The sequence below is a fragment of the Brevibacterium sp. BDJS002 genome (genome assembly GCF_028201555.1).
In the GTDB taxonomy this organism is placed as follows: Bacteria; Actinomycetota; Actinomycetes; order Actinomycetales; family Brevibacteriaceae; genus Brevibacterium; species Brevibacterium aurantiacum.
Genome location: NZ_CP116392.1, coordinates 1,005,895 through 1,029,546, shown reverse-complemented (window position 1 = coordinate 1,029,546; position 23,652 = coordinate 1,005,895). Strand labels below are relative to the sequence as shown.

The 23,652-nt window shown below is 64.9% G+C and carries 25 protein-coding genes; 12 read left to right on the top strand and 13 right to left on the bottom strand.

The window, feature by feature from the left end:
* Positions 1–6: 6 nt before the first annotated feature.
* Positions 7–675, bottom strand: coding sequence for a VOC family protein (locus PGC08_RS04730; RefSeq protein ID WP_096158338.1), 669 nt, complete (start codon positions 673–675; stop codon positions 7–9).
* Entirely contained in the window at positions 663–1,322 is a 660-nt protein-coding gene (locus PGC08_RS04725) for a VOC family protein (protein WP_096146587.1), read from the bottom strand. Before PGC08_RS04725 ends, PGC08_RS04730 begins: the two co-directional genes overlap by 13 nt.
* Positions 1,323–1,356: 34 nt before the next feature.
* On the opposite strand from PGC08_RS04725, the gene PGC08_RS19535 reads away from it, so the two are divergent.
* The 7 genes from PGC08_RS19535 to PGC08_RS04695 all read left to right on the top strand — a co-directional run bounded on the left by PGC08_RS19535 (position 1,357) and on the right by PGC08_RS04695 (position 9,228).
* Positions 1,357–1,461: a putative leader peptide gene (locus PGC08_RS19535; protein WP_350270659.1), complete on the top strand. Its 105-nt coding sequence runs from the start codon at positions 1,357–1,359 to the stop codon at positions 1,459–1,461.
* A gap of 73 nt (positions 1,462–1,534) precedes the next feature.
* Positions 1,535–3,244, top strand: a complete 1,710-nt coding sequence (locus tag PGC08_RS04720) for a TIGR04028 family ABC transporter substrate-binding protein (RefSeq protein ID WP_009883206.1) — start codon at positions 1,535–1,537, stop codon at positions 3,242–3,244.
* The gene (locus tag PGC08_RS04715; RefSeq protein WP_226825666.1) at positions 3,223–4,296 is read left to right on the top strand and encodes an ABC transporter permease; all 1,074 of its coding nucleotides are present in this window, start codon (positions 3,223–3,225) and stop codon (positions 4,294–4,296) included. The genes PGC08_RS04720 and PGC08_RS04715 overlap by 22 nt, the downstream gene beginning before the upstream one ends.
* Complete coding sequence (locus tag PGC08_RS04710; protein ID WP_009883208.1) at positions 4,293–5,168, top strand: ABC transporter permease; 876 nt, start codon at positions 4,293–4,295, stop codon at positions 5,166–5,168. Before PGC08_RS04715 ends, PGC08_RS04710 begins: the two co-directional genes overlap by 4 nt.
* Positions 5,165–6,847 (top strand): dipeptide ABC transporter ATP-binding protein, encoded by a 1,683-nt coding sequence (locus PGC08_RS04705; RefSeq protein ID WP_009883209.1) that lies wholly within the window; start codon positions 5,165–5,167, stop codon positions 6,845–6,847. Before PGC08_RS04710 ends, PGC08_RS04705 begins: the two co-directional genes overlap by 4 nt.
* Positions 6,848–6,857: 10 nt before the next feature.
* Positions 6,858–7,883, top strand: a complete 1,026-nt coding sequence (locus tag PGC08_RS04700) for a putative FMN-dependent luciferase-like monooxygenase (RefSeq protein WP_271709637.1) — start codon at positions 6,858–6,860, stop codon at positions 7,881–7,883.
* A gap of 1 nt (position 7,884) precedes the next feature.
* Positions 7,885–9,228 (top strand): alkylhydroperoxidase domain protein, encoded by a 1,344-nt coding sequence (locus PGC08_RS04695; RefSeq protein WP_271709636.1) that lies wholly within the window; start codon positions 7,885–7,887, stop codon positions 9,226–9,228.
* A gap of 6 nt (positions 9,229–9,234) precedes the next feature.
* Here PGC08_RS04695 and PGC08_RS04690 read toward each other — a convergent pair whose 3' ends face one another.
* Positions 9,235–9,864 carry an SAM-dependent methyltransferase gene (locus PGC08_RS04690; protein WP_271709635.1) on the bottom strand — a complete coding sequence of 210 codons (630 nt, stop codon included), beginning with the start codon at positions 9,862–9,864 and terminating at the stop codon, positions 9,235–9,237.
* A complete protein-coding gene (locus PGC08_RS04685) occupies positions 9,864–10,829 on the bottom strand; it encodes an NAD(P)/FAD-dependent oxidoreductase (RefSeq protein ID WP_096158330.1) in 966 nt (321 codons plus the stop codon). Before PGC08_RS04685 ends, PGC08_RS04690 begins: the two co-directional genes overlap by 1 nt.
* Positions 10,830–10,942: 113 nt before the next feature.
* Between PGC08_RS04685 and PGC08_RS04680 the strand changes: the two genes are divergently transcribed.
* Positions 10,943–11,542, top strand: coding sequence for a helix-turn-helix domain-containing protein (locus PGC08_RS04680; protein WP_092103472.1), 600 nt, complete (start codon positions 10,943–10,945; stop codon positions 11,540–11,542).
* 7 nt (positions 11,543–11,549) lie between these two features.
* On the opposite strand, the gene PGC08_RS04675 is transcribed toward PGC08_RS04680, so the two are convergent.
* From PGC08_RS04675 to PGC08_RS04645, 7 genes are all read right to left on the bottom strand, one after another.
* Positions 11,550–11,969 (bottom strand): DUF779 domain-containing protein, encoded by a 420-nt coding sequence (locus PGC08_RS04675; RefSeq protein ID WP_009883215.1) that lies wholly within the window; start codon positions 11,967–11,969, stop codon positions 11,550–11,552.
* Complete coding sequence (gene exaC, locus PGC08_RS04670) at positions 11,969–13,492, bottom strand: acetaldehyde dehydrogenase ExaC (RefSeq protein ID WP_271709634.1); 1,524 nt, start codon at positions 13,490–13,492, stop codon at positions 11,969–11,971. The genes PGC08_RS04675 and exaC overlap by 1 nt, the downstream gene beginning before the upstream one ends.
* Before the next feature lie 171 nt (positions 13,493–13,663).
* Complete coding sequence (locus PGC08_RS04665; RefSeq protein WP_096160286.1) at positions 13,664–14,122, bottom strand: SRPBCC family protein; 459 nt, start codon at positions 14,120–14,122, stop codon at positions 13,664–13,666.
* The gene (locus tag PGC08_RS04660; RefSeq protein WP_271709633.1) at positions 14,119–14,730 is read right to left on the bottom strand and encodes a M23 family metallopeptidase; all 612 of its coding nucleotides are present in this window, start codon (positions 14,728–14,730) and stop codon (positions 14,119–14,121) included. The genes PGC08_RS04665 and PGC08_RS04660 overlap by 4 nt, the downstream gene beginning before the upstream one ends.
* A 6-nt stretch (positions 14,731–14,736) precedes the next feature.
* On the bottom strand, positions 14,737–15,300 hold the full coding sequence (locus PGC08_RS04655; RefSeq protein ID WP_271709632.1) for a GNAT family N-acetyltransferase: 564 nt from the start codon (positions 15,298–15,300) through the stop codon (positions 14,737–14,739).
* Positions 15,297–16,055 (bottom strand): aquaporin Z, encoded by a 759-nt coding sequence (gene aqpZ / locus PGC08_RS04650; RefSeq protein ID WP_271709631.1) that lies wholly within the window; start codon positions 16,053–16,055, stop codon positions 15,297–15,299. Before aqpZ ends, PGC08_RS04655 begins: the two co-directional genes overlap by 4 nt.
* A 120-nt stretch (positions 16,056–16,175) precedes the next feature.
* Positions 16,176–16,646, bottom strand: coding sequence for a GNAT family N-acetyltransferase (locus PGC08_RS04645; RefSeq protein WP_271709630.1), 471 nt, complete (start codon positions 16,644–16,646; stop codon positions 16,176–16,178).
* Positions 16,647–16,723: 77 nt separating this feature from the next.
* Between PGC08_RS04645 and PGC08_RS04640 the strand changes: the two genes are divergently transcribed.
* A complete protein-coding gene (locus tag PGC08_RS04640; RefSeq protein ID WP_009883223.1) occupies positions 16,724–16,948 on the top strand; it encodes a hypothetical protein in 225 nt (74 codons plus the stop codon).
* Positions 16,949–16,950: 2 nt separating this feature from the next.
* Here the strand turns inward: PGC08_RS04640 and PGC08_RS04635 are convergent, their stop codons facing one another.
* Positions 16,951–18,021, bottom strand: coding sequence for an AI-2E family transporter (locus PGC08_RS04635; protein WP_096160287.1), 1,071 nt, complete (start codon positions 18,019–18,021; stop codon positions 16,951–16,953).
* 107 nt (positions 18,022–18,128) lie between these two features.
* Between PGC08_RS04635 and PGC08_RS04630 the strand changes: the two genes are divergently transcribed.
* Positions 18,129–20,714 (top strand): M3 family metallopeptidase, encoded by a 2,586-nt coding sequence (locus PGC08_RS04630; protein ID WP_271709629.1) that lies wholly within the window; start codon positions 18,129–18,131, stop codon positions 20,712–20,714.
* Entirely contained in the window at positions 20,689–21,438 is a 750-nt protein-coding gene (locus tag PGC08_RS04625) for a queuosine precursor transporter (RefSeq protein ID WP_009883226.1), read from the top strand. The genes PGC08_RS04630 and PGC08_RS04625 overlap by 26 nt, the downstream gene beginning before the upstream one ends.
* A 6-nt stretch (positions 21,439–21,444) precedes the next feature.
* On the opposite strand, the gene tgt is transcribed toward PGC08_RS04625, so the two are convergent.
* Positions 21,445–22,704: a tRNA guanosine(34) transglycosylase Tgt gene (tgt, locus tag PGC08_RS04620; RefSeq protein WP_333937618.1), complete on the bottom strand. Its 1,260-nt coding sequence runs from the start codon at positions 22,702–22,704 to the stop codon at positions 21,445–21,447.
* 21 nt (positions 22,705–22,725) lie between these two features.
* Here tgt and mmuM point away from each other — a divergent pair, with 21 nt between their 5' ends.
* Complete coding sequence (gene mmuM / locus PGC08_RS04615; RefSeq protein ID WP_271709628.1) at positions 22,726–23,652, top strand: homocysteine S-methyltransferase; 927 nt, start codon at positions 22,726–22,728, stop codon at positions 23,650–23,652.

Here is a 23,652-nt window from a genome sequence, read left to right as displayed (position 1 = left end):
TTTCGCTCAGAACTCGAGGACACCGCCGGGACCACGCAGGCGTGCATGCAGCCGATGCTCCGTGCCTTCGACGACCTGGGTATCACCGGCACCGAGCACATCGAGGGCACGGCGGCTCTCCTCGGCGTCCGGGGATTCGATGGAGAATTCGAGGAGTTCGACCGACGGCAGGGCAGCCTCGGCGGGGTGGGTCGACTCGCCCCAGTCGATGAGGAAGGGCTGCGTTCCCTTGCTCGGCAGCGGAGACCGCGAGGTCAGACGCCATTCGAGCAGCTCCCCCTCGGCAGTTTCGCGGGACATGTCGCGGACCTCGCCGAAGTCGATTCCTTCGGTGTTCGCTCCGGCGACCTTCGCGAGGAAGGCGTGCGGGTGGATGGCCCAGGTCTGGAGGGTCAGGCCCTGCGCCAGATGGGCATCCAACGGCAGGGTGCCATCGGCTGGCGCTTCCTGCTGCGGGTCGGGACCCAGGATCTCGAGGTAAGTGTGAGCACCTTCGGGCCAGCCAGCAGGGGTGAGACCTATCAGGTAGTTCGCGGTTCCTCGGCCCGGGTGTCGTCCCCCGGCCACTGCTTTGACTCCGGTGAGGCGCTCGAATTCGGCGACCCCGGCTTCGAGCTCGGGCACCGTGATGATGAGGTGGTCAAGATTGGCGGGAATCGTACTCAGATCGTCCATGATCCACCAGGACCTTTCAGTGTGGCGTGCAGGGTTTCTGTGACTCCTGCCTCAACCTCGATGGTAGCCCCCAAGGATCGCAGAACTCTGGATGTTGTGTCTACATCTGGGCTCAACGCCCAGAACCGTTCGAGGTGAACCGAGGGCATCGCCTGGCGCGCAGGATGCGGAGAGTCCTGCCAATCGATGAGGAAGGGTTGGATTCCGCCCAGCGCCAGCGGTGTCCGCCTCGTCAGCCTCCACTCCAGAAGAGTGCCCGCAGGGGTGCGGCGGGTCATGTCATGAACCTCGCCGAGGTCGACGGGCGGTTCGCTCGCTCGTGCGGCTGAGGTGACGAGACCGTCGAAGTCGTCCGGGTGGATGGCCCAGCGCTGCACCGTGGGCCGGGTGATACCGGCCAGGCGCGCGACTGCCAGCTCGGGATCCTGCTCCGGGTCGGGTCCGAGGATCTCCAAATAGATGTCGCGGTGCTCATCGCCAGACTCGTCGCCGAACTCAAGGCCCAGCAGCGCATTGGCCGTCCCCAGCCCCGGATGGGCACCACCGGGAATAGGCTCCACGCCGAGAATGTTGTGATATTGCTCAACACTTTCGGCGAGATTCGGCACGGCAATGACGAGATGATCGAAATTCCAAGGCAGCAACATGACTCAATGTTAAGCGATCGAGTTGACGCTCTGCATGCCGATGCGCTTAACTCAAAGCATGCAGACACAACCAGAGGGCCGAATGCTGTGGCGTCGGCTCCACATCGATCTCAAGAGGCTCACCAGCTCCAATTGTTGAGCTATATCAACAATTGGTTGAGCACCCGACCCACCCCCGATCTCGGTTTCATCTGCACAAAGGACCACATTCCATGACGGACCTCCGTCCCTCCACCTCGGCGAGCCCCGGCCGGACCTACGGCCGACGCAATTTCCTCAGCCTCGGGCTGGGACTGGGCACTCTCATCACGCTCAGCGCCTGCACGCCGAGTGATGATGCTCCGCTGCCCGAGGGCGGCGACCCGGTCCAGGGCGGGGTGCTCACGTACTTCGAGCCTCAGACGTGGACGCTGCTCTACCCGCCCTCGGTCGGGTTCTATCCCAACGGCGGCATCATGAACAACATCTCCGCCCGCCTGCTGTGGCAGGATCCGAAGACCCTCGACCTCTACCCCTGGCTGGCCACCGAACTGCCTGAGATCAACGCCGATGCCACCAAGTTCACCTTCACGATCCGCGACGGTGTCACCTACTCCGACGGTTCACCGCTGACGGCGAAGAACGTAGCGGCGAACTTCGATCTCTTCGGACGAGGCGATGAGGCTCGCACCCTGCCGGTCTCCGAGCAGATCTCGAACTACGAGCGCAGCGAAGTCCTCGACGACAAACGCGTCCGCTTCCACTTCAGCGCCCCCTCCCCCGGCTTCGCGCAGGCGACGTCGACGATGAACGCGGGTCTCCTCGCCGATTCGACATTGGCTCTGGACGCCGAGGGCTTCGGCCCCGGCGGTGCCACCGGCATCCACACCTGCGGTCCCTTCCACATCACCGACGAGACGATCGGGACGAAACTCTCCGTCCGGGTCCGTGAGGACTACGACTGGGCCCCACCACACCTGAAGCACCAGGGCCGGGCCCACCTCGACGGCATCGACTACCTGGCCAACAACGAGTATTCGGTGCGCATCGGCGCCGTGCTCTCCGGGCAGGCCGATGGCGTCCGCGACGTCCAGGCTCCCGACGAATCGCGCGTGAGCGAGCAGGGTCTGCGCCTCTATGCGAAGGCCACGAACGGCATCAACAACAGCGTCAACTTCCGGTTCCGGCACGAACTACTGGAAGATCTCAAGGTCAGGCAGGCCATCATCGCCGCCGTTGACCGGCAGGAGATCGTCGACAAGCTCTTCACCCCCAACTACCCGCTGGCCACCGGCCTGCTGGCCAAGGGCGCCATGGGCTACAAGGACCAGTCCGGGTCCTGGGTCCACGATCCCGAGGAAGCCAACCGACTCCTCGACGAGGCGGGCTGGTCCGAGCGCAACTCCGCCGGGTTCCGCACCAAGGACGGCCAGGTCCTGGCACTGAGCGTCAACATCGCCTTGCCGCAGCCACGCTCGAACGAGGTGCAGACCCTCATCCAGCAGCAGCTGCGTCACGTGGGCGTGCGTCTGTCCATCAACCCCGGTGACCAGTCCAAGCAGACCCTCGATGCCCTCGAACTCGACACGGTCCAGATCTACCATTCGATGGTCGCGCGCGCGGACTTCGACAATCTGCGTTCCAACTACTCCTCGGTCAACCGCGACGTCTTCCTCAACGGCAAGGACCGCGACGATGCGAAGGACGGAAGCATCGACCCCGAGATCGACCGCCTGCTGGATGAACTCGCCTCGGAGCCCGAGACGAAGAACCGGCAGAAGGCCGCCGAGAAAGTTCAGGACTACCTCGTCGAGAACGCCTATGTGCTGCCGTTCTTCGAAGAGCCGCAGGTCTTCGCCTTCCGCCGCCGCGTCAACGGCTTCACGACCGAACCGGTGGGCCGTCCCGACTTCTACAGCACATGGTTGGCAGGGCAGAAATGATCCTCGACATCCGCTACCTCTTCCTGCGCCTGGGCCAGGCACTGCTCGTGCTGCTGCTCGCGTTCACCGCGGCCTTCATCCTGCTCAGCCTCATTCCCGGCGACGGTGTCACCGCCAGATTCGCCGACCCTGCACTGGGTCTCTCTCCCGACCAGATCGCGCAGATCCGCACCGAGACCGGGGCCGATGAGTCGTGGATCAGCCGCTACTTCCTCAGCCTCGGAGGGTTCCTCACCGGCAACTTCGGCTTCTCCGTCCAGACCGGTGCCGCGGTGTCGACGATCATCGCCGCGGCCCTGCCCTCGACCGCGGTGCTCGCCCTGTCCGGGTTCGTCTCCGCCCTGGTCCTGGCCGTTGTCATCGCGGTGCTGGCAACCTACGGGCCCTTCGCCTGGCTGCGGAAGCTGCTCGACTCGGTGCCCAGCCTCTTCATCTCGATTCCCGTCTTCTGGTTGGGGATCCTGCTCATCCAGATCTTCTCCTTCCAGCTCGGGTTCGTCTCCGTGGTCTCACCCGGCCCCGCCGAGGCGCTCGTCCTCCCAACCCTGACCGTGGCGGTGCCGCTCTCGGCCCCCATCGCGCAGGTCCTCATCCGCTCCATCACCGACGTCAAGGCCTCCGGATTCGTCAAGGTCACCTCGGCGAAGGGTGCCGGTGAGCTGTGGATCCTCGTCCACACCGTCGCCCGCAACGCCGTCCTGCCGGGCCTGACGATCATCGGCCTCGTCTTCGGTGAACTGGTCGCCGGCGCCGTGGTCACCGAGACCGTATTCGGGCGCAACGGAATCGGCCAGATCACCGCCCAGGCCGTGACCCACCGCGACAACCCGATCCTCCTGGCCGTCGTCGTCATCGCGACCCTGGCCTACGTGACCATCAACCTCATCGTCGACCTCCTCTACCCCGTCATCGACGTCCGGCTGCGCACACAGCCCGGGGCCGCCTCGGCGGGGAAGAAGCCTGCCGATGAACCCACTCGCCGGGCACTGTCGACGACCGCGGCCAGCGTCGGGGTCGATCTCGACTGGGACGACAAGGACACCCACTCATGAGCCTCATCAGCAGTCTTGCCCCCACCTCGGGCACCGGTAAGCCGGGCTCTCCGGCGAAGCGACGCACCCGCACCCGCGCGAACATCGGCCCCGCCACCATCGTCTCGGCCCTGGTCCTGCTCATCGCCATCATGTGGGCGCTCTTCCCCGGACTCTTCACCCAGCATGACCCCAACGACGGCGGCACCACTCCGGCGCTGCTTGGCCCCAGCCTCGACCACTGGTTCGGCACCGACCAGACCGGACGTGATGCCTACGCCCGCGTCGTCTACGGCGCGTCACAGTCATTGCTCGCAGCACTCGTGGCTGTCGGTGTCGGACTCATCGTGGGCACGGCCATCGGGCTCATCGCCGGCACCCGCCGCGGCTGGGTCGACGATGTGCTCATGCGCTTGATCGACGTGCTGCTCTCGATCCCGGCGATCCTGCTCAGCCTCTCGATCGTCGTCGTCTTGGGCTTCGGCACCATCAACGCGGCCATCGCCGTCGGCGTCACGGCCATCGCCCAGTTCGCACGACTGTCGAGGTCAGAGGCGGTGCGCATCAACACCAGCGACTTCGTGGCCGCGGCCTACGGTTCGGGCGGCACCTTCTTCTCCGTCCTCGTCCGCCATATCCTGCCCAACTCGATCTCGCCCGTGCTGTCCCTGGCCGTCCTCCAGATCGGATCCGCGATCCTCCAGATCTCGACGCTGGGCTTCCTGGGCTACGGGACTCCCCCGCCGACACCGGAATGGGGCCTCATCATCGCCGAGGGCCGCAACTTCGTCGCCACCGCATGGTGGCTGACCGTGCTGCCCGGCTTCGTCGTCATGGCCATCGTCCTGGCCACCCACCAAATCGGCAACACCCTGAGAAAGGTGACATCATGACCGAGTCCGCACCCCTGCTGTCCGTGCAGGATCTCAGTGTCGCCTACTCCCAGTCCTCGGCCCCGGCCGTCGACGGCGTGACCTTCGCCGTGCGCGCCGGGTCGATGACCGCGGTCGTCGGCGAGTCCGGGTCCGGCAAGTCCACGACCGCGAATGCCGCCATCGGCCTCCTCCCGGAGTCCGCGCAGATCACGACCGGGCACATCCACTTAGGTGAAGTCGATCTCGGTGGCTTGGGAACCAGCGGCTGGCGTGGGATCCGCGGCAGTCAGATCGGCTACGTCCCCCAGGACCCCGGCAGTTCACTCAATCCGCTGCAGACCATCGGCAAATCCGTCGCCGAGGCGCTGCGGATCCACAAGCGCGCCGATCGGAAGTCTGCCCGTGCCCAGGTCATCGAACTGCTGACCAGAGTCGGCATCGATCGGCCACAGATGCGCGCCGATCAGTTCCCGCATGAGCTCTCCGGGGGAATGCGCCAGCGAGTCCTCATCGCCTCCGCGATCGCACTGCGCCCACGACTGCTCATCGCCGACGAGCCGACCTCGGCCCTCGACGTGACCGTGCAGAAGCAGGTCCTCGATCTCCTCGATGAGCTGCGCGCAGAGACCGAGATGGGCGTCCTCTTCATCACCCACGACCTCGCCGTCGCCGGTGAACGCGCCGATGAGGTCGTCGTCATGCAGTCCGGACGCGTCGTCGAGGCCGGACCGGCGGCTCAGATCTTCTCCCGGCCTGCCACCGACTACACCTCGCGGCTGCTTGCCGACGCCCCGGCGCTGAAGACGAAGACCCACCGACAGGCCACAACCACCGCCGCACTCGCCGAGGCGCAGGCCCCCTTCGTCTCGGTCGAGGGCCTGACTCAGGTCTATGCCCGCAACGATGATCAGGTCATCGGCATCGACGACGTGTCACTGCACGTCGAACGCGGCACCACCCACGGCATCGTGGGCGAATCCGGTTCAGGGAAGACGACGACGGGCAAGGCCCTGGCCGGGTTCCTCACCCCACAGTCCGGTCGCATCCGCGTCGGCAATTTCGACACCGATGACTCTTTGCGCGGTCGTGCGGAGCGGGCCCGCCTGCGCGACTTCCGCCGCACGGTCCAGCTCGTGCACCAGAACCCGTACTCGGCACTGGATCCCAAGCACACCATCGGCCAGATACTCACCGAACCGCTGCGCAACTTCCGCATCGGTTCCCGGAATTCGCGACCGACCCTCGTCGCCGAGGCCCTGGAGAGGGTTGCCCTGCCTACCGAGTTCGGCGAGCGCCGACCGGCCGAGCTCTCCGGCGGTCAGCTGCAGCGGGTGGCGATCGCGCGGGCCCTCATCGCCGGCCCCGAGCTCGTCGTCTTCGATGAGGCCGTCTCGGCCCTCGACGTGACCGTGCAGGCCCAGATTCTGACCCTCCTCGACGATCTCCAATCTGACCTGGGACTGACCTATGTCTTCATCTCCCACGATCTCGCTGTCGTGCGACAGATCGCTGATACCGTGTCGGTGATGTCGCAGGGACGACTGGTGGAGAACGGACCGACGGAGGACCTCTTCGCTCGCCCGCAGACTCAGTACACGCGCACCCTCCTCGATGCGATCCCCCGCCCCGTGATGCTCCACGGCAACGGAGACAGCGCCGCTTCGACACCCACATTGCTCACCGCAGCAGAAAGTTGAGACTGACACGATGACGAACAGTTCCACCGGTCCCCGGCTCGGATTCTTCACCCGCCTGCTCGAGGACGCCCCGGCAGCTCAGCGCTACCGGTTCGCACTCGAACAGATCCAGGCGGCCGAGGCCCACGGCTTCGACTCCGCGTGGGTGGCCCAGCACCACTTCTCTGCGACCGAGGGCGGCCTGCCCTCCCCACTCGTGTTCCTCGCCCATGCGGCAGCCCAGACCTCGCGGATCCGCTTGGGCACGGCGATCATCACCCTGCCCATGGAGAACGGCGTGCGTGTGGCCGAAGACGCTGCGGTCACCGACGTGCTCTCCGGGGGACGCCTGGAGATCGGGCTCGGTTCGGGCGGAAACCCGAAGTCCTTCCCCGCCTTCGGCACCAGCTTCGATCAACGACGTGAGGTCTTCGCCGACAACCTCGCGGCACTGAAGACTCTGCTGGCAGGTCAGTCCCTGGAGACCGGGCATGCGCTCTATCCGGAACCGACCCGGCTCTCCGAGCGCCTCTGGCAGGCCACCTTCTCCTCCGGCGGATCCGGAGCTGCCGGTGCCGCCGGTAATGGCCTCATGCTCTCGCGCACCCAACCCCGCTCCCAGGACAAGCCCGAAGCAACCCTCGACGAGGTGCAGCTGCCGGTCATCGACACCTACCTGGCGAACCTTCCCTCCGGTGTGGAGCCCCGAATCCTGGCATCGCGCACGGCCGTCGTCGCCGATGCCGCAGCGCTGCCCGAACTCCGCGCCCGGACCGAACCGGCGCTGCGGGCCGAGGCAGATCGCCTCGTCGGCTATGACACCTCGGGGCTGAGCCTGGACGAGCTGCTCATCGCCACCGACACCTACCTCGGCACCCCCGAGCAGGTCATCGAACGCCTGGCGACAGACCGTGTGCTGAACCGGGCCACCGACGTCAGCTTCCAGGTACACTCGGTGCCGGCGACGAATGAGACGACGCTGCGGTCCATCGAACTCCTGGCCACCGAGGTGGCCCCGGCCCTGGGACTGACGCTCACGACGGAACAGGCGGCCTGACATGACCGACATCATCAACACCCTCGCCGGAATCGCCGCACAGGACCCCCTCGACAAGCTGCGCGATCACCGTGCACAGGCCAAGGACAACGCCCAGCTCAGCTTCGAAGCGCTGCTCGAACCAGTTGAGACCGGTGGGTTCTCCCACCGTGACCGCTATGCCGTCGCCGCATTCACGGCCGGCCTCCTCGGCGCGCCCGCGGCCGAGGAGTTCTACCGTGACCTCCTCCGTGACGAAGACGAGGTCGCCTCCTGGGAGATCGCCGAACTCCTCGATGAGGTGCTGCTCGAACTCGACTCCCGTTCGACCGTGCGCGGCCCCTACGGAACCTTCGAATCGGCTGCCCTGGCGGCCGAGAACGTCCCGGGACCCTGGCTGAGTGTGGAGAAGAAGTCGAGCGAGGTGCTGGGCGCACAGCTGGCCGCCGGCCTCGAATTCGCCCATCTCCTAGTTCTGCATCCCCGCGACTCACGTCCCGAACACATGGCGCTGCTCCTCGACGCCGGCTGGGACGAAGACTCGATCGTCACGCTCGCGCAGCTCGTGTCATTCCTCAACTTCCAGATCCGCATCAGCACCGGACTCACTGCCCTGGTCCACGCACCGGCGACGACCCTGCCCCCGGTCTCGGACGAACCGCCCGAAGCGGGCGACGGTGACGGCGAGGCCACCTCGGCGAGGGAATCTGCTGCCTCGTCGAAAGGCAGCGAGGCTCTGGCCCGAGTCGGCAAGCGCGTCAGCACCTATCCCGGACTCACACGTCCGGAACTGTTCCAGCAGTCCGGGCTGGGCTGGGTGCCCTGGATCTCCCCTGTCGCCGAGGCGGACCTGACCGATGTCCAGCGCGAGGCACTCATCGAGGCGGGGCGGGCGAAGAACCCCTACTTCCGGCTCCTGGCCAGGGATCCGGCGGCCCTGCGGGCACGAACACTGACCGACCTCGACATCTTCTTCAACACCACCGACGGGCTCGGCCGGGCCGAACGTGAGCTGGCCGCGACCGTGGCCTCACGTCTCAACGGGTGCCTGTTCTGCGCCTCGATCCACTCGGACCGGGCCACGGAGGAGTCGGGTCGCCGGGACCTGGTGCAGACGCTGCTCGACACGGGTGTGGAAACGCCGTCGAACCTCGGCGATGCTGTCTGGGACGCTGTCGTCGACGCTTCCGCGGCTCTCACGCTGACCCCGCAGGCGTTCGGTCCTGCGCATGTCAATGCACTGCGCGAGGCCGGCCTCGACGATGGCGACATCATCGACGTACTCAACTGCGCAGCCTTCTTCAACTGGGCCAACCGCCTCATGCTCTCCCTCGGCGAACCCGAGGTGCTCGCACCCGGAAAGTGACGCGGCTCAGCGGCTGCGCACTGCCCTCACCACGACGTCGTCGATGGTGATTGTGCGGCCACCGGGTCCTGCCATGGTGCGCTGGGATTCCTCGGCGGTGACGACGGTCCAGACGACTCGATCGAGACGCTCAGTGATCGAGTCGGCAGTCGCTGAGGCTACTGCCGGCGGGTGAGAATCGCCGTGAGAGTCGCCATGGCCGTGGTGGAGGTGGCCGACGATGAGGAGTGTTCCCCCGGGTGCCACCCAATCCGCGATGCGCCCGTAGAAGTCCAGCTGAGGCATTGCCGAATGCGCGTAGTGGGTGGTGACCAGGTCGTACTGCGTCTCCGGCGCCCAGCTGGAGAGATCGGCCTGGATCCAGCGCACCCGGTCACTGACTCCGGCGACCGCAGCGCGGTCCTTCGCGTGGTCAAGTGCTGCATTCGCAACGTCGGCTCCGGTGACATCCCAGCCCTGAGCTGCCAGCCAGATGGCCTCTGCTCCGGCACCGCAGCCGGCGTCGAGTGCGGTTCCGGATTCGAGTCCGCTGACCTCCTTGATCAGGTGGGGGTTCGGATCGCCTGAGCTCATCGCTGGGGCGCGTTCACCGGTCCAGGTCTGATCCCAGTAGGTCTTGTCGAATGAGTGTGTCATCAGCTTGCCTCCTGTGCCTGCTCGGTCTCGTGCTGCGCCACTGCGCGATCGAGGTCGGTGAAGATGAGGTCGGTGTTGATGTGCTGTGCGGCGAGCGCACCGGCCGCTGCCGCACCACTGACCTGCGCTCCGATGTCGGTAGCATTGCCGGCCACCCAGACGCCGGGGACCGCTGTCTGCCCGAAGGCTTCGGTTTCGATGAAAGCCCCAGCAGGACGGGCCGTGGGCTCGAGCCCGATCCCTGCGAAGAGTTCGGTGCGGGCAACCATCGGCGTAGCGACGACTGCAGCATCCACGGCAATGACCTGTCCATCACCCAGACGCACACCCGTGAGCGTGTCATCGGTGATCTCCAGGCTGTCGATGTCCCCGTCGATGACTGGGATGTCGAGCGCGCGAAGTTTGACCTGATCTTCCTCGCTCAGCTGTTGGTCTCCGGAGAAGAGCATCACATGAGGGCTCCACTGCTTGAACAGAAAGGCCTTGTGGATGGCCATCGGACTGGTGGCGAGGATGCCGATGCGACTGTCGCGGACCTCCCATCCGTGGCAGTAGGGGCAGTGAAGGACGCCACGACCCCACTGTTCGCGCACGCCCGGGATCTCGGGCAGTTCGTCGACGAGGCCGGTCGCCATGAGCAGCCGTCTGCCGACGATCTCTTCGCCGTTGTCCACGGTGATTGTGAACCTGTCGACTTCGCCGCTGATTTCGGTGACCTGGCCGTCGATGATCTCGCCGCCGTAGCTCTGCACTTCGTCTCGGCCTCGGGTCAACAGCTCTGCGGGGCTGATGCCTTCGAGTCCGAGGAGCCCATGGACCCCGTCGGCCGGAGCATTGCGCGGGTGGCCGGCATCGATGACTGTCACCCTCCGGCGTGCGCGGGCCAGGGTCAGGCCAGCGCTGAGTCCGGCCGCACCGGCTCCGACGATCACGACGTCTCGAATCGCGCTCTGCTTCTCTGCCATGTCCTGGTCCTCTCAAAGTATGTGGAGTCGCCGCTGCGGCGCTCCGATACTTCGATGGTGACAACCTATTCGCAGTATTGCAAACAGTTTTGCCGAATGGCAAAATAAGGGGCATGGATGAACTCATGGACCGCACTCTCGATGCTGTTGGGCCACGGCTGAAGCAGCTACGGCAGCGCCGCGACATCACTCTCACCGATCTGTCCGAAGAGACCGGCATCTCGATCAGCACGCTCTCGCGCCTTGAGGCCGGGCACCGCCGTCCCAGTCTCGAACAGCTCCTGCCCTTGGCGCGAGCGTTCGGGGCCACTCTCGACGAACTCGTCGACGCGCCCCCGACCGGGGATCCGCGCATCAATCTGCGGCCCCTGCCCACTCGCGACGGCCGGACGATCCTGCCGCTGACGCGTCGGGCAGGGGGCATCCAGGCCTATAAATTCGTGCTGCCGACAGGCTCGGATGAGGCCACGCCAGAGCTGCGCAGCCACGAGGGCTACGACTGGGTCTTCGTCCTCAACGGCAACCTTCGCCTCGTCCTCGGCGAGCACGATCTCATCATGGAACCCGGCGAGGCAGCCGAGTTCGACACCCGCACCCCGCACTGGTTCGGCGCCACCAGTGCAGGGCCCGTCGAGTTCCTCAGCCTCGTCGGCAAGCAGGGCGAGAGAGCCCACGTCCGTGCGGCACCGAAGCGCCACCTCGGCGAGGGTTAGCGGTATCTCAGCCGACGTCCATGAGGGTGGACCGGATGATGAAGCGGTTGCCTGTCGGGGACTCGACGCTGAAGCCGCTGCCACGTCCAGGAACCACATCGATCGTGAGATGGGTGTGCTTCCAGTACTCGAACTGCTCGACCGACATCCAGAAGTCGAGGCCCGCCTTCTCTGCGTCATCGACGGGCAGTTCGAAGTGGCCGAGGAGAACGTCGGCCTCCGAGGTCAGGAAGTCGCCTTCGGGGAAGCACATCGGCGAGGACCCGTCGCAGCAGCCACCCGACTGGTGGAACATCAGTTGGCCGTGCTTGGCGACCAGATCGCCGAGGAGGTCGACAGCGGCCTGTGTCATGGCCACCCTCGACTTCTCCTCCCCGTCGATGGTCGGCGCTGATTCCAGCGCCGCGGTCTGTGTAGATTCACTCATCAGAAAAATCCTTTCGCGTTCTCCGAGTAGCTGACCAGCAGGTTCTTCGTCTGCTGGTAGTGGTCGAGCATCATCAGGTGGTTCTCTCGGCCGATTCCCGATGACTTGTATCCGCCGAAGGCAGCGTGTGCCGGATAGGCGTGGTAATTGTTGACCCAGACGCGACCGGCCTGGATGTCTCGGCCTGCCCGGTAGGCGGTGTTGCCGGTCCGGGCCCAGACGCCGGCGCCGAGTCCGTAGAGCGTGTCATTGGCCGTGGTGATGGCGTCGTCGTAGTCCTTGAACGAGGTCAGGGCGACGACGGGGCCGAAGATCTCCTCCTGGAAGATCCGCATATTGTTCGAGCCCTTGAAGATGGTGGGCTGGACGTAGAAGCCTCCGGAGAGGTCGCCCTCGAGTTCGGCCTTGTCACCGCCGATGAGCACCTCGGCGCCTTCGTCCTTGCCGATCTTCAGGTAGGACATGATCTTCTCGTACTGATCGTTCGAGGCCTGCGCGCCGACCTGGGTGTCGGTGTCGAGCGGGTTGCCCTGCTTGATCGAGCGGACACGTTCGACTCCGGCAGCGACGAAGTCATCGAAGATCGACTCCTGGACGAGTGCACGCGATGGGCAGGTGCAGACCTCGCCCTGATTGAGAGCGAACATTGCGAAGCCCTCGAGTGCCTTGTCGCGGTAGCTGTCATCAGCGGCGAGCACGTCTTCGAAGAAGATGTTCGGCGACTTGCCGCCGAGTTCCAGAGTCACCGGGATGATGTTCTGCGAGGCGTACTGCATGATGAGTCGGCCGGTCGTCGTCTCGCCGGTGAAGGCGATCTTCTTGATCCGCTTGTTCGAGGCCAGGGGCTTGCCCGCTTCGACTCCGAAGCCGTTGACGATGTTGAGCACACCGGCTGGCAGCAGATCGCCGACGAGTTCGGCGAGGATGAGGATCGATGCCGGGGTCTGCTCGGCGGGTTTGAGGACGACGCAGTTGCCTGCCGCCAGTGCCGGTGCCAGCTTCCACGTGGCCATGAGAATGGGGAAGTTCCACGGAATGATCTGTCCGACGACGCCGAGCGGCTCGTGGAAGTGATAGGCGACCGTATCGTCGTCGATCTGGGAGAGTCCGCCTTCCTGAGCCCGTATCGCCGAGGCGAAATAGCGGAAGTGGTCGATGGCCAGTGGAATGTCGGCGGCCAGTGGTTCGCGGATGCCCTTGCCGTTGTCCCAGGTCTCGGCGACCGCGATCATCTCAAGATTGGCCTCCATGCGATCAGCGATCTTGAGCAGGATGTTCGAGCGCTCGGTCACCGAGGTCTTTCCCCAGGCCGGTGCTGCTGCCCAGGCCGCGTCGAGGGCGGTTTCGATATCTTCGGCGGTGGAGCTGGGAATCTCGGTGAAGGCCTGACCTGTGACGGGAGTGATGTTGTCGAAGTAGTTGCCGTTCTTCGGCGGCACCCACTCTCCTCCGATGTAGTTCTCGTAGCGTGGCTTGAACGTGACGAGGGAACCTTCGGTACCGGGTGCTGAGTAGACTGCCATGACACTCCTTCGTGTGAGTCCATCCGCTCGCCTCGCACGCACTGTTTCGCGTGCTGCGCATGTTCGTGGTCGACTGCGCGGAGCGGATGTGTCCGTGTCCTCTCACCATAGGTCTCAGAGTGCGAGGGGACAATAGGTGTCATGGGTTCACCACAGTGCTCGACCGAAAGTTCAGCGGCTGTTGAGAACGTTTCGCCGAAGGAGTTCCAGGCTGAAGTCCCAGCCGTCAGAGAAGAAGTCGCGTGCCTCGCCTCGGCGGTCGACGGGAATGTCGGCGAAGGTGTGCGTGATACTCACCTTCGTGTCCCTGCCATGAGGCTCCAGAACGATTTCAATTCGGTCGGTTGGGCCGAAGCGTCCGTTCGTCCGCCGTCGGATCACGAGGTGGCGCAGCTCGTCGACGGCAGTGATCTCACCGGTGAGCACGTAATCATAGGAGTCATCGTTGTAGCGCTCTTCGTAGTGGCTGCCGGCTCGTGGTTCGAAATCGATCTGCACCGTCGGAGGTGGACACCACCATCGGCTCAGGCGAGCCGGGTCAGCCAGGTGCTCCCACACCTCGGCGATCGCCGCTTTGATCACCAGCGATCTAGCGAAGCCCCATACTGGTTCCGCTCGCTCAGTACTCATACCGTAACGATTCCCCCGTTGGAAGGCATCGTGCCGTTGAAGGTTATGGGTACAGCAGCAGCGTGCTCAATGTCGACACTGTCGATCGCTTGGACATGCACATGCGGTTCGGTGCTGTTGCCGGAGTTTCCGCACAGCCCGATTTCTTCGCCGATCTCGACATGCTGCCCGATGCGCACTCGAGTGCTGCGGCGTTGAAGGTGGCACAACACGACCACTCCACCATCGCACCTGATCATGACGTGGTTGCCGGCGAGCGCAAGCCAACCTGCCTCGGCACGACGTCTCTGAGTCAGCGCGTATCCGATCGACGACATCCCGCGGTACGAGAGATGGTCACGCTCGGTGTCATGAGACGCCACGACAGTTCCAGCGACCGGAGAGCGCACCGAACGGCCGAAGCCGACGAAATTCTCCGGAGGTTCCGGGCGCAGCAAAGAACCGAACGTGAATGGAGCCGAGCGTCCCGAATCATCGACCGGCACGAAGTCGATTGCATATGAGGTCGCGAAGAGTCTCGTGCCGTGGCTCGGCACCCGATTGGCAGGACTGTTCTGGACCAGCCATCTGCCGGTGAAGGGGTAGTCCATATCGAGCACGTCGGCCATCGTTCGTCACCCCGTGAAGTGCCCAGGCCGCACCGAAGCAAACAGGACCATGTCCCGCCGCTCACCGCCGACCTTGCGATGTCTGTCCTGGAGGCTCTCTTCACGAACATAACCGGCGCGTTCGGCGGTGCGAATCGATCCGTCATTCCAGGGTTCGATGAAGAGTTCAACGCGGCGCAGGTCGGGTACCGTCCATGCGAACTCCGTCAGGGCCGCGAGCGCCTCGGCTGCATAGCCGCGCCCACGCTCGGAGGGTGCAACCGCATAACCAGCACTCGCTCGCCCCTCGTCGAGATCCTTCAGCCAGAGACCGCAGTGACCGATCGCGAACTCTTCGGTTCGCCGCGCAATCTTGAACGAGAAGCCGGTTCCCTCTGCATGACGACCCTGCTGGCGTTCGACCCAGTCGCTGGCCTCCTGCATGGTGGCGTTTCCTGGCAGTGAACCCGCCTGCGGCACATAGGGATCGGTCGACAGCTGCTGAGCCATTGCTGCGTCCCGCGCCTCCACTGCTCGCAGCAGAACCTGCCCACAAGCCGGTGGCTCCGCGGGCCAGGGTGGCAGTGTCATCCGCCCTCGGTGATGGGAACTTCGACAGCCTTCGGGAACAGAAGGTTATAGGTGAGTCCGGCGACGGCGGCACCGGCGAGCGGTGCGAGGAAGAACACCCACACCTGACCGAGCGCGTCTCCACCGGCGAATACCGCGACACCGAAGGAACGCGCCGGATTGACCGAAGTGTTCGACACCGGAATGGCGACGAGGTGGATGAGTGTGAGTGAGAGGCCGATCGCCAGAGGTGCCATTCCGACCGGGGACCTGTCGTCGGTCGTCCCGAGGATGACGTAGAGGAAGATGGCGGTGAGGACGAACTCGGCGATGAGCACGCTGAGCAAGGAGAATCCGTTCGGGGAGAATTCTCCATAGCCGTTCGTCGCCAGCCCATCCTTCGCTAGCGAATAGTCCGGGTTGCCCGAGGCGATGAGGAGCACGACTCCACCGGCGACGATGCCGGCGACCAACTGCGTGATCCAGTAGGGCACGGCGTCTTTCACTGGGGTCCTGCCCGCAAGCACGCAGCCCAGTGTCACTGCTGGATTGAAGTGTCCGCCGGAGACATGTCCGACGGCGTAGGCCATGACGACGACGGTGAGGCCGAAGGCCAGTGCGACACCGAGGAATCCGATGCCCATGTTGAGGCCGTCATCACCGACGACCTTCGCGGCGAATACGGCCGCGCCGCAACCGCCGAAGACGAGGACGAAGGTGCCGAGGAATTCGGCGAAGATCTTTGAGACTAGTGTGGGTTTCTGCTGGAGAGCCATGACGAATCATCCGATCTGTGATGTGTGTCACATACCATGTCGATTCCCATACTACAGTCACGTCTCAGCAGATGAACCCAAGCTGTGCTGTCGTTTCCTCCCAGTGGGTACGACGAGGCTTCAGACCAGCGGCATGACCATGATCAGGCAGGGCGTCTGCTCATCCCAGAGGTCGGTCTCCTCGAGCGGGAGAAATCCCATCTTCTGATAGAAGTGTCGAGACCGGTCGTAGTTGGGATCGGGGCTCGAGGCTCCCAGGGTCTTGACCTGCAACAGTGCCGCTCCCCGTGCCCTCACATCACTTGCGACCGCACGCATCATCGCCGTGCCGACTCCCGTTCCATGCACGGATCTGTCGACGACCGTGAAATGCACCTCGGCGGAGTGGTCGAAATGCCACGACACCAAGGTGACGCCGACGACCTCTCCAGCATCGTCTCGCACCGTCCACGTCTCCATGGTCCGTGCATCATCGACGTACTCAGCGTTGGATTCCAGTCTGCCGAACCACTCGGGGACGGTCAGCAGAAGACGGTCCACATCCTCGGGCACCTGGTCATCTCGGACTGCACTCCATCGTGTCTGTGTCATCCCACCCATCCTAACGACCGTCCGGAACGGTCACAGCCACCTCGGCGCTGGTCGACGGTCTTGGTACGCTGACGAACATGAGTGAAGTCGACAGCCCGGTCCTGCGCCTGATCCCGTTTCTCGCGGCCATCACGGTGACGATCTTCGCCACTTTGGCTGTCACCAGCGGCGATGAGAGCAACCTGCTCATCACACTGGTCACGGCGGCAATCTCCTATTTCGGCACCTACTACATCGCCCGGCTGCTCATCGGCCTCATCGTCCGGGTCACTCGGAGCGAGGGCCACGACGACCAGGACTAGCCCTATCTCTTGTCCTGGGCGGGCACGACGACCTTGCGGATGATGATCATTCCCGAGGCGGCCACGGGCACCGCGACCACGGCGCCGAGCACCCCACCCAGGGTGCCGCCGGCGATGGCGGCGATGATGACGAGCGCACCGGGCACATCCACAGCGGCCTTCATGATGCGGGGGCTGAGGAGGTAGGCCTCCACCTGCATGTACACGAGGTAGTAGATGGCCGCCGCGATTCCCAGACCGGGCGAGACCATGAGGCATGAGCCGGTGATGATGATGGAACCGGTGATCGGGCCCACCAGCGGAATGAGCGAGGCGAGGAAGGCGATGAATGCCAGCAGCGCCGGCAGCGGGGCCCCGATGATGGTGAGGAAGATCGCCGAGCACACGCCGTTGACGATGCCCAAGGACACCTGCCCGAGAACGTAGCGTCCGATGGAACGGGTGACCTCCTCGGTGACGGATTCGACGGTCTCTCGCGAGCTCGCCGCGACGAGCGAGAGCATGGCCGCCTTGATCGTCGGCATCGTCACCGCGAAGTAGATGGTGAGGATGACGACGATGACGACGCCGGCGAGGAAACTGAGGATTCCGGCCCCGATGGACACCACGCCGCCGCCGAGCGAGACCACGTTCTTCGGGTCGGCGACCCAATCGCCGATGTTGTTGAAGATTCTGTCGAGGTCGACGGCTCCGGTGAATCTCTGTTCGAGGTCCGCCACCCAGCCCGTGGCCGCCAGGTCCGCGACGATCTCCGGGAGATCGCCGATGAACTGCTGGATCTGGCTGATGACGGCAGGGGCGATGAGCAGCACGGCTCCGGCGACGATGCCGATGAAGGCCAGGACCACGAGGACGACGGCCAGAGACCTGGGCAGCTTGCGCTCCACCAGCCACAGCACGATCGGTTCGAGACCGAGTGCGAGGAACAGAGCCAGACCGATGTAGATGAAGACTGTCGCCACGGACTGCAGGGCCGCGATCAGCCCGATTGCGAGTCCCACTCCCAGTGTTCCGGTGAAGCCCACCCGGAATGCGCTGTTGAGAGTGAGGGTCTTCCCCTGCCCTTTGCCCATGATCCCCAGTGTAACCAGCGACCATGCACTTCAGAGCGCGCACGCGTTAGGATCGAGGTCGAGACCTGGCACAAACCTCCAACCGTGTAGAAAGTGGTACGTCGACGATGAGCTCCGAACCGAACAGCATCGATGTCTGGGAGGCCTTCCTCGACCCACAGGGCGAATTCTCACTGCCCGACTTCTCCGCCGTCACTCCCGCATCGCTGATCGCCGCCGTTCGAGCAGCCACGGACTTCGCACGCTCAGAGGTTGAGGACATCATCGCTGATGAGAACGACCCCACGTTCGTGTCGACCACCGTCCGCTTCGAGTCCGCGACCATCCCCATGGCCCGGATCGCCGCGGTCGTGTCCTCCGTGGAGTCCAATCACTTCCGTCCCGAACTGGCAGATTCCGTCGCCGAGGTGTGGGATCGTCTGTCCGCTGCCCGGACCCGCATCTTCCTCGACGTCGATCTCTTCCACCGCATCGAACAGGTACCATCGACCGATCTCAACCCCGAGGACAAGCGTCAGCAGGAGCTCACCGTCGAGGAGTTCGTGCGTGCCGGAGCCCGCCTCGGTGCGGAAGAGCGCGACCAGATGTCCACCATCGCGGCCGAGCTCACGACCCTAGGAACCTCCTTCTCCCGTGCCCTGCAGAAGGACACCAGGGAGCTTGCCGTCCATCTCGACGATAAGGCGCAGCTGGCCGGACTCAGCGAGGACCAGGTCGCGGCCGCGGCCAATCGGGCCGCCGAGCGAGGCACCGACGGGTACCTGCTGCCGCTGAACAACTTCACCCAGCAGCTTGTCCTCGAATCCCTGGAATCGGCTGCGACCCGCAAACAAGTCTTGGACAATTCGACCTCCCGCGGTGCCCGCGGCGGTGAGGGCGACACCCGGACTCAGGTCGCCGACACCACGGCGCTGCGAGCACTGCAGGCGAAGCTGCTGGGATACCCGTCCTATTCGTCGTTTGCCATCGACAATCAGACCGCCGGTGGCCCGGATGCGGCCGCAGACATCGTGTCCTCGCTCATCGCGCCGGCCAATGCACAGTTGGCCGAGGAGCTGGCACAGGTCAAGGACCATTACGGCCTCACTGATGTCGCACCCGAGGACGTCAAGCATCGTCTGGCGCAGTACCGGGCCGAGAAATTCGACATCGACGCCGATGAGGTCGCCAAGTACTTCGAGTTCGACACCGTCCTCAATGAAGGCGTCTTCCGCGCGGCCACGGGTCTCTACGGAGTCACCTTCGCCCCACGCGAGACTGTCTCCGCCTGGCACGAGGATGTGCGGACCTTCGAGGTCGCCGACGCCAATGAACGCACCCTGGGACTCATCCTCCTCGACCCCTACTCCCGGGACACGAAGCGCGGCGGCGCATGGATGGGTGAGCTGGTGACAAGTTCACGGCTGACCGGGCACCTGCCCGTGGTCACACTCTCGCTCAATCTGGCCAAGCCGGGCGAAGGTCGACCGACGCTGCTCAACCCCACCGAGCTCAACACCCTCTTCCACGAATTCGGCCACGTCCTTCACGGCCTGTTCGCGAACTCGACCTACCCGTCGACAGCCGGGACAGCTGTGCCTCGCGACTACGTGGAATTCCCGTCCCAGCTCAATGAGATGTGGCGCTTCCACCCGCAGGTCCTCCCCCACTACGCCAAGCACGTGGAGACGGGCGAGCCGATGCCCGAATCCCTCGTCACCGCTCTCATCGACAGTGAGAAGTTCGGCCAAGGCTTCGACACGACCGAGTATCTGGCCGCGGCCATGCTCGACCTCTCCTGGCATTCGCTGGAGGCCGGTGAGCACATCACCGACGTCCTGTCCTTCGAATCCGAGGTACTCGCCGCAGCCGGGTTCACCGACCTGGTTCCGCCCCGCTACCGCACCACGTACTTCGGCCACATCTTCGCCTCCGGCTATGCCGCCGGTTACTACTCCTACCTCTACTCGGAGGTCATCGCAGCCTGGGTCAGCGAATGGTTCGAGGCCCAGGGCGGACTCAACCGGGAAGCCGGCGATGCCTTCCGTGAGGCCATCCTGGCCCCCGGCTACTCGATCGACCCGATGAGTGCGATCGAACGCTTCTTCGGCACCCGCCCCGATGTCGCACCCCTGCTGCGCAGGCGCGGACTGGCCGAGCCGGTGGAAGAATCGGCGCCCGCCGAGGAACCGGCCGAAGAGCCCACCGAGGTCGATGCCGCCGAGCCGAAGGGGCACCGCAACCATGCGGCGGTCTCCCAGGTCCTCGAAGCCAATGGAATCGAACCACAGATCAGACTCTTCACCGATGCCACCCCTACCGCAGCCTCGGCGGCGGAGAAGGTCGGCGTGGAGGTCGGAGCGATTGCGAACAGCCTGATCTTCTCCGCTGAGGGCGAACCGGTGCTCATCATGACCTCCGGTCGCCACCGCGTGGACACGGACTTCGTGGCCGGACTCATCGGGCTGAGCTCCCTCGATCGGGCCGATAAGGATCTGGTGCGCACCGCGACGGGGCAGGTCATCGGCGGGGTCGCCCCATGCGGGCATCCGCAGCCGATCCCCACGTATGTCGACGTGGCGCTGAAGGACTATCCTGTTCTCTGGGCTGCGGCCGGCACACCGAACTCGATGATGCCGCTGACGTATGAGCAGCTGCTGGCGATCACCGGAGGGAAGGAAATCACTGTTGTCGAAGAAGGTGCCGAAGCCTGAGGGCTCGGACGAGCCGAGCACTGGAGGCCCGGAGGCGCTGAGCGCTGCGGGCAGATTGGCGGCCTTCGCCTCCTCCCGAGGACGCTACTATGCGGTGATTCTGGCCGTGTTCTCTGCGGTGCTCATCATCTCCAACATCTCCGCGACGAAGGTCATCGGCTTCGGACCCATCGTCACCGACGGCGGTGCATTCCTGTTTCCCATCGCCTACATCCTCGGCGATGTGATCAGCGAGGTCTACGGTTTCAAAGCCGCCCGCAAGGCCGTCATCACCGGTTTCGGACTCCAGATCCTGGCGACTCTCGTGTTCTGGCTCGTCCTCATCTCACCCCCGGGACCCGGCTATGAGAACCAGGACGCCTTCGCCGCCGTCCTCGGCTTCTACCCGCGCATCGTCGCCGCGTCCTTAGTCGGCTACTTCTTCGGCCAGCTGCTGAACTCGTATGTGCTCGTGGCTGTGAAGAAGCGCATGGGCGAACAGAAGCTGTGGGTCCGCCTGCTCACCTCTACCGGGGTCGGAGAGTTCGTCGACACTCTGCTGTTCTGCGTCATCGCCTTCGCCGGGGTCATCCCCGGACTCGATTTCATCAACTACATCGTCTTCGGCTTCGTCTACAAGGTCGCCGTCGAAGTCATCCTCATGCCCGTGACCTATCGGGTGATCAAGCTCGTGAAGAAGCACGAACCCAGCTACGAGCTGCCCGACGGCAGCACGACCGCCTAGCCGCGCTCAGGCCTTCTTGGCGTAGTAGCGGCCCAGCACCTCGGCTTCGAGTTCGGCGAAGCGACCGTCGATCATCGACTGTCGGATCTCGGCGACGAGGTTGACGACGAAGTACTCGTTGTGGACGGTGCACAGGGTGGAGAAGAGCATCTCCTTGGCCTTGTACAGGTGCCGCAGGTAGGCCCGCGAGTAGTTCTGGCACGTGTAGCAGGCACAGTCGGGATCCAGCGGCCCGAAGTCCCTGCGGTACTTCGCCCCGGTCAGGTTGTAGCGGCCGTCGCGGGTGTAGATCGCGGCGTTGCGGGCCACTCGTGAGGGCGAGACGCAGTCGAAGGTGTCCGCACCGGTCTTGATCGCCTCGAACAGGTCATCGGGTTCCGAGATGCCCAGCAGATGGCGGGGCTTGTTCTCCGGCAGCTCCTCGCACACCCAGCGGATGATGGTGCCGAGGTTCTCCTTCTCCAGGGCTCCCCCGATGCCGAAGCCGTCGAAGTCCATCCCGCCCAGATCGCGTGCGGCTTTGCGCCGCAGGTCCTCGTACTGCGCACCCTGGAGCACACCGAAGAGTGCCTGGTAGGGCCGGTGCGTGCGGGCAGCGGTCTGGCGCTGGTGCTCCTCGATGCAGCGCAGGGCCCACTGCCGTGTGCGCTCGAGCGACTCGACCTGGTAGCCGCGGGTGTTGACCAGCGTCGTCAGCTCGTCGAAGGCGAACATGATGTCCGCTCCGAGTTCGTGCTGGACCCGCATGGAGACCTCGGGGGTGAAGCGGTGCATGGTGCCGTCGAGGTGGGATTTGAAGGTCACCCCGTCGTCGTCGACGTTCGACATGCGTTCCTTGCCGACGGCAACGAGATCATCGTTCTGTTCGCCGGTCGATTCCATCGAGATGACCTTTTTTAACCCCGAGCCCAAGCTCATCACCTGGAATCCGCCCGAGTCCGTGAACGTCGGGCCGGGCCAGTTCATGAACTTCCCCAGTCCTCCGGCCTCGTCGATGAGGTCAGAGCCGGGCTGCAGGTAGAGGTGGTAGGCGTTGGCGAGCACCGCCTGGCCGCCGAGTTCGGCCACCTCGTCGGGGCGTACGGCCTTGACCGTGGCCTTCGTGCCGACCGGGATGAACGCGGGCGTTGCGATGTCCCCGTGCGGGGTGTGGATGACGCCGGTGCGACCACCTTCGTCGAGGCGGGTGCCGACCTCGAACCCGAATCGGGAGCGGTCGTTGATGGGCGCTGTCTCAGATTCTGCGGAGGATTCGATTCGGGTCACGCGACCAGTTTAACTGGGAGCATGAGTCAGACCTTCATCCACCTGCTCCAGGCTGCTGTGCGCTCGGGCGACCCTCTCGTCATCGACGGCGGCCTGGGTACCGCGCTCGAGTCCCGCGGCATCGATCTGAGCCACGAGCTGTGGTCGGCGGCTCTGCTCCGGGACTCCCCCGACACCCTCGCCGAGGTGCACGCCGACTTCATCCGCGCCGGTGCCCAGATCGTCACGACCGCCAGCTACCAGGCGACCCCCTTGGGGTTCGAGCGGGCATCGATCCCCGCCGAGGAGGGTCTGCGTCTCATCGCACGTAGCGTCGAGATCGCGGCTGGGGCCGGTGATGCCCTCGTCGCCGGGTCCGTCGGACCCTACGGCGCGGCATTGGGCAACGGCGCCGAGTACACCGGCGACTATCACCTCAGCGACGAGGAGTTCGCCGCCTTCCACCGTCCCCGAATCGAGGCTCTGGTCAACGCCGGTGCCGACCTGCTGGCCATCGAGACACAGCCTTCGTTGCCGGAGATCACAGTGCTCGCAGGCCTGGCCGATGAGTACGGGATTCCCGCGTGGCTGAGCGTGACCCTGGCTGACCAGGGGGACCTCGCCGATGGTTCTCACATGGCCGACCGGACACCCTTGAGCAACCTCGCCGAGGCGGTTGCTGACTCGAGAATGATCCGCGCCGTCGGCGTCAACTGCGTCCGGCCGTCACTCGTGGCCCCCGCGCTGGCGGCCTTGGCGAGCGCCACGGACCTCCCGCTCATCGCTTACCCGAATTCGGGTGAGACCTACGATGCGGCCACGATGGAATGGCGCGAGGACTCTGCCTTCGACACGAGCCCGTCGACCCTGGCACCGTGGGTGTCGGCCGGTGTTCGCATCATCGGCGGCTGCTGCCGGACGACACCGGCCGACATCGCCGGTCTCGCCGACTCGGTGCCGCAGCTCTGA

Bases quoted from the DNA above. Each gene is read 5' to 3' on its own strand.
- PGC08_RS04725 (WP_096146587.1), bottom strand. From the start codon at position 1,322: ATGTTGCTGCCTTGGAATTTCGATCATCTCGTCATTGCCGTGCCGAAT.
- exaC (WP_271709634.1), bottom strand. From the start codon at position 13,492: ATGGCAGTCTACTCAGCACCCGGTACCGAAGGTTCCCTCGTCACGTTC.
- mmuM (WP_271709628.1), top strand. From the start codon at position 22,726: ATGAGTCAGACCTTCATCCACCTGCTCCAGGCTGCTGTGCGCTCGGGC.
- PGC08_RS04660 (WP_271709633.1), bottom strand. From the start codon at position 14,730: ATGGCCGACGTGCTCGATATGGACTACCCCTTCACCGGCAGATGGCTG.
- PGC08_RS04630 (WP_271709629.1), top strand. From the start codon at position 18,129: ATGAGCTCCGAACCGAACAGCATCGATGTCTGGGAGGCCTTCCTCGAC.
- PGC08_RS04655 (WP_271709632.1), bottom strand. From the start codon at position 15,300: ATGACACTGCCACCCTGGCCCGCGGAGCCACCGGCTTGTGGGCAGGTT.
- PGC08_RS04695 (WP_271709636.1), top strand. From the start codon at position 7,885: ATGACCGACATCATCAACACCCTCGCCGGAATCGCCGCACAGGACCCC.
- PGC08_RS04640 (WP_009883223.1), top strand. From the start codon at position 16,724: ATGAGTGAAGTCGACAGCCCGGTCCTGCGCCTGATCCCGTTTCTCGCG.
- PGC08_RS04645 (WP_271709630.1), bottom strand. From the start codon at position 16,646: ATGACACAGACACGATGGAGTGCAGTCCGAGATGACCAGGTGCCCGAG.
- PGC08_RS04720 (WP_009883206.1), top strand. From the start codon at position 1,535: ATGACGGACCTCCGTCCCTCCACCTCGGCGAGCCCCGGCCGGACCTAC.
- PGC08_RS04635 (WP_096160287.1), bottom strand. From the start codon at position 18,021: ATGGGCAAAGGGCAGGGGAAGACCCTCACTCTCAACAGCGCATTCCGG.
- PGC08_RS04665 (WP_096160286.1), bottom strand. From the start codon at position 14,122: ATGAGTACTGAGCGAGCGGAACCAGTATGGGGCTTCGCTAGATCGCTG.
- PGC08_RS04685 (WP_096158330.1), bottom strand. From the start codon at position 10,829: ATGGCAGAGAAGCAGAGCGCGATTCGAGACGTCGTGATCGTCGGAGCC.
- PGC08_RS04675 (WP_009883215.1), bottom strand. From the start codon at position 11,969: ATGAGTGAATCTACACAGACCGCGGCGCTGGAATCAGCGCCGACCATC.
- aqpZ (WP_271709631.1), bottom strand. From the start codon at position 16,055: ATGGCTCTCCAGCAGAAACCCACACTAGTCTCAAAGATCTTCGCCGAA.
- PGC08_RS04705 (WP_009883209.1), top strand. From the start codon at position 5,165: ATGACCGAGTCCGCACCCCTGCTGTCCGTGCAGGATCTCAGTGTCGCC.
- PGC08_RS04730 (WP_096158338.1), bottom strand. From the start codon at position 675: ATGGACGATCTGAGTACGATTCCCGCCAATCTTGACCACCTCATCATC.
- PGC08_RS04690 (WP_271709635.1), bottom strand. From the start codon at position 9,864: ATGACACACTCATTCGACAAGACCTACTGGGATCAGACCTGGACCGGT.
- PGC08_RS04680 (WP_092103472.1), top strand. From the start codon at position 10,943: ATGGATGAACTCATGGACCGCACTCTCGATGCTGTTGGGCCACGGCTG.
- PGC08_RS04710 (WP_009883208.1), top strand. From the start codon at position 4,293: ATGAGCCTCATCAGCAGTCTTGCCCCCACCTCGGGCACCGGTAAGCCG.
- PGC08_RS04715 (WP_226825666.1), top strand. From the start codon at position 3,223: ATGGTTGGCAGGGCAGAAATGATCCTCGACATCCGCTACCTCTTCCTG.
- PGC08_RS19535 (WP_350270659.1), top strand. From the start codon at position 1,357: ATGCCGATGCGCTTAACTCAAAGCATGCAGACACAACCAGAGGGCCGA.
- PGC08_RS04700 (WP_271709637.1), top strand. From the start codon at position 6,858: ATGACGAACAGTTCCACCGGTCCCCGGCTCGGATTCTTCACCCGCCTG.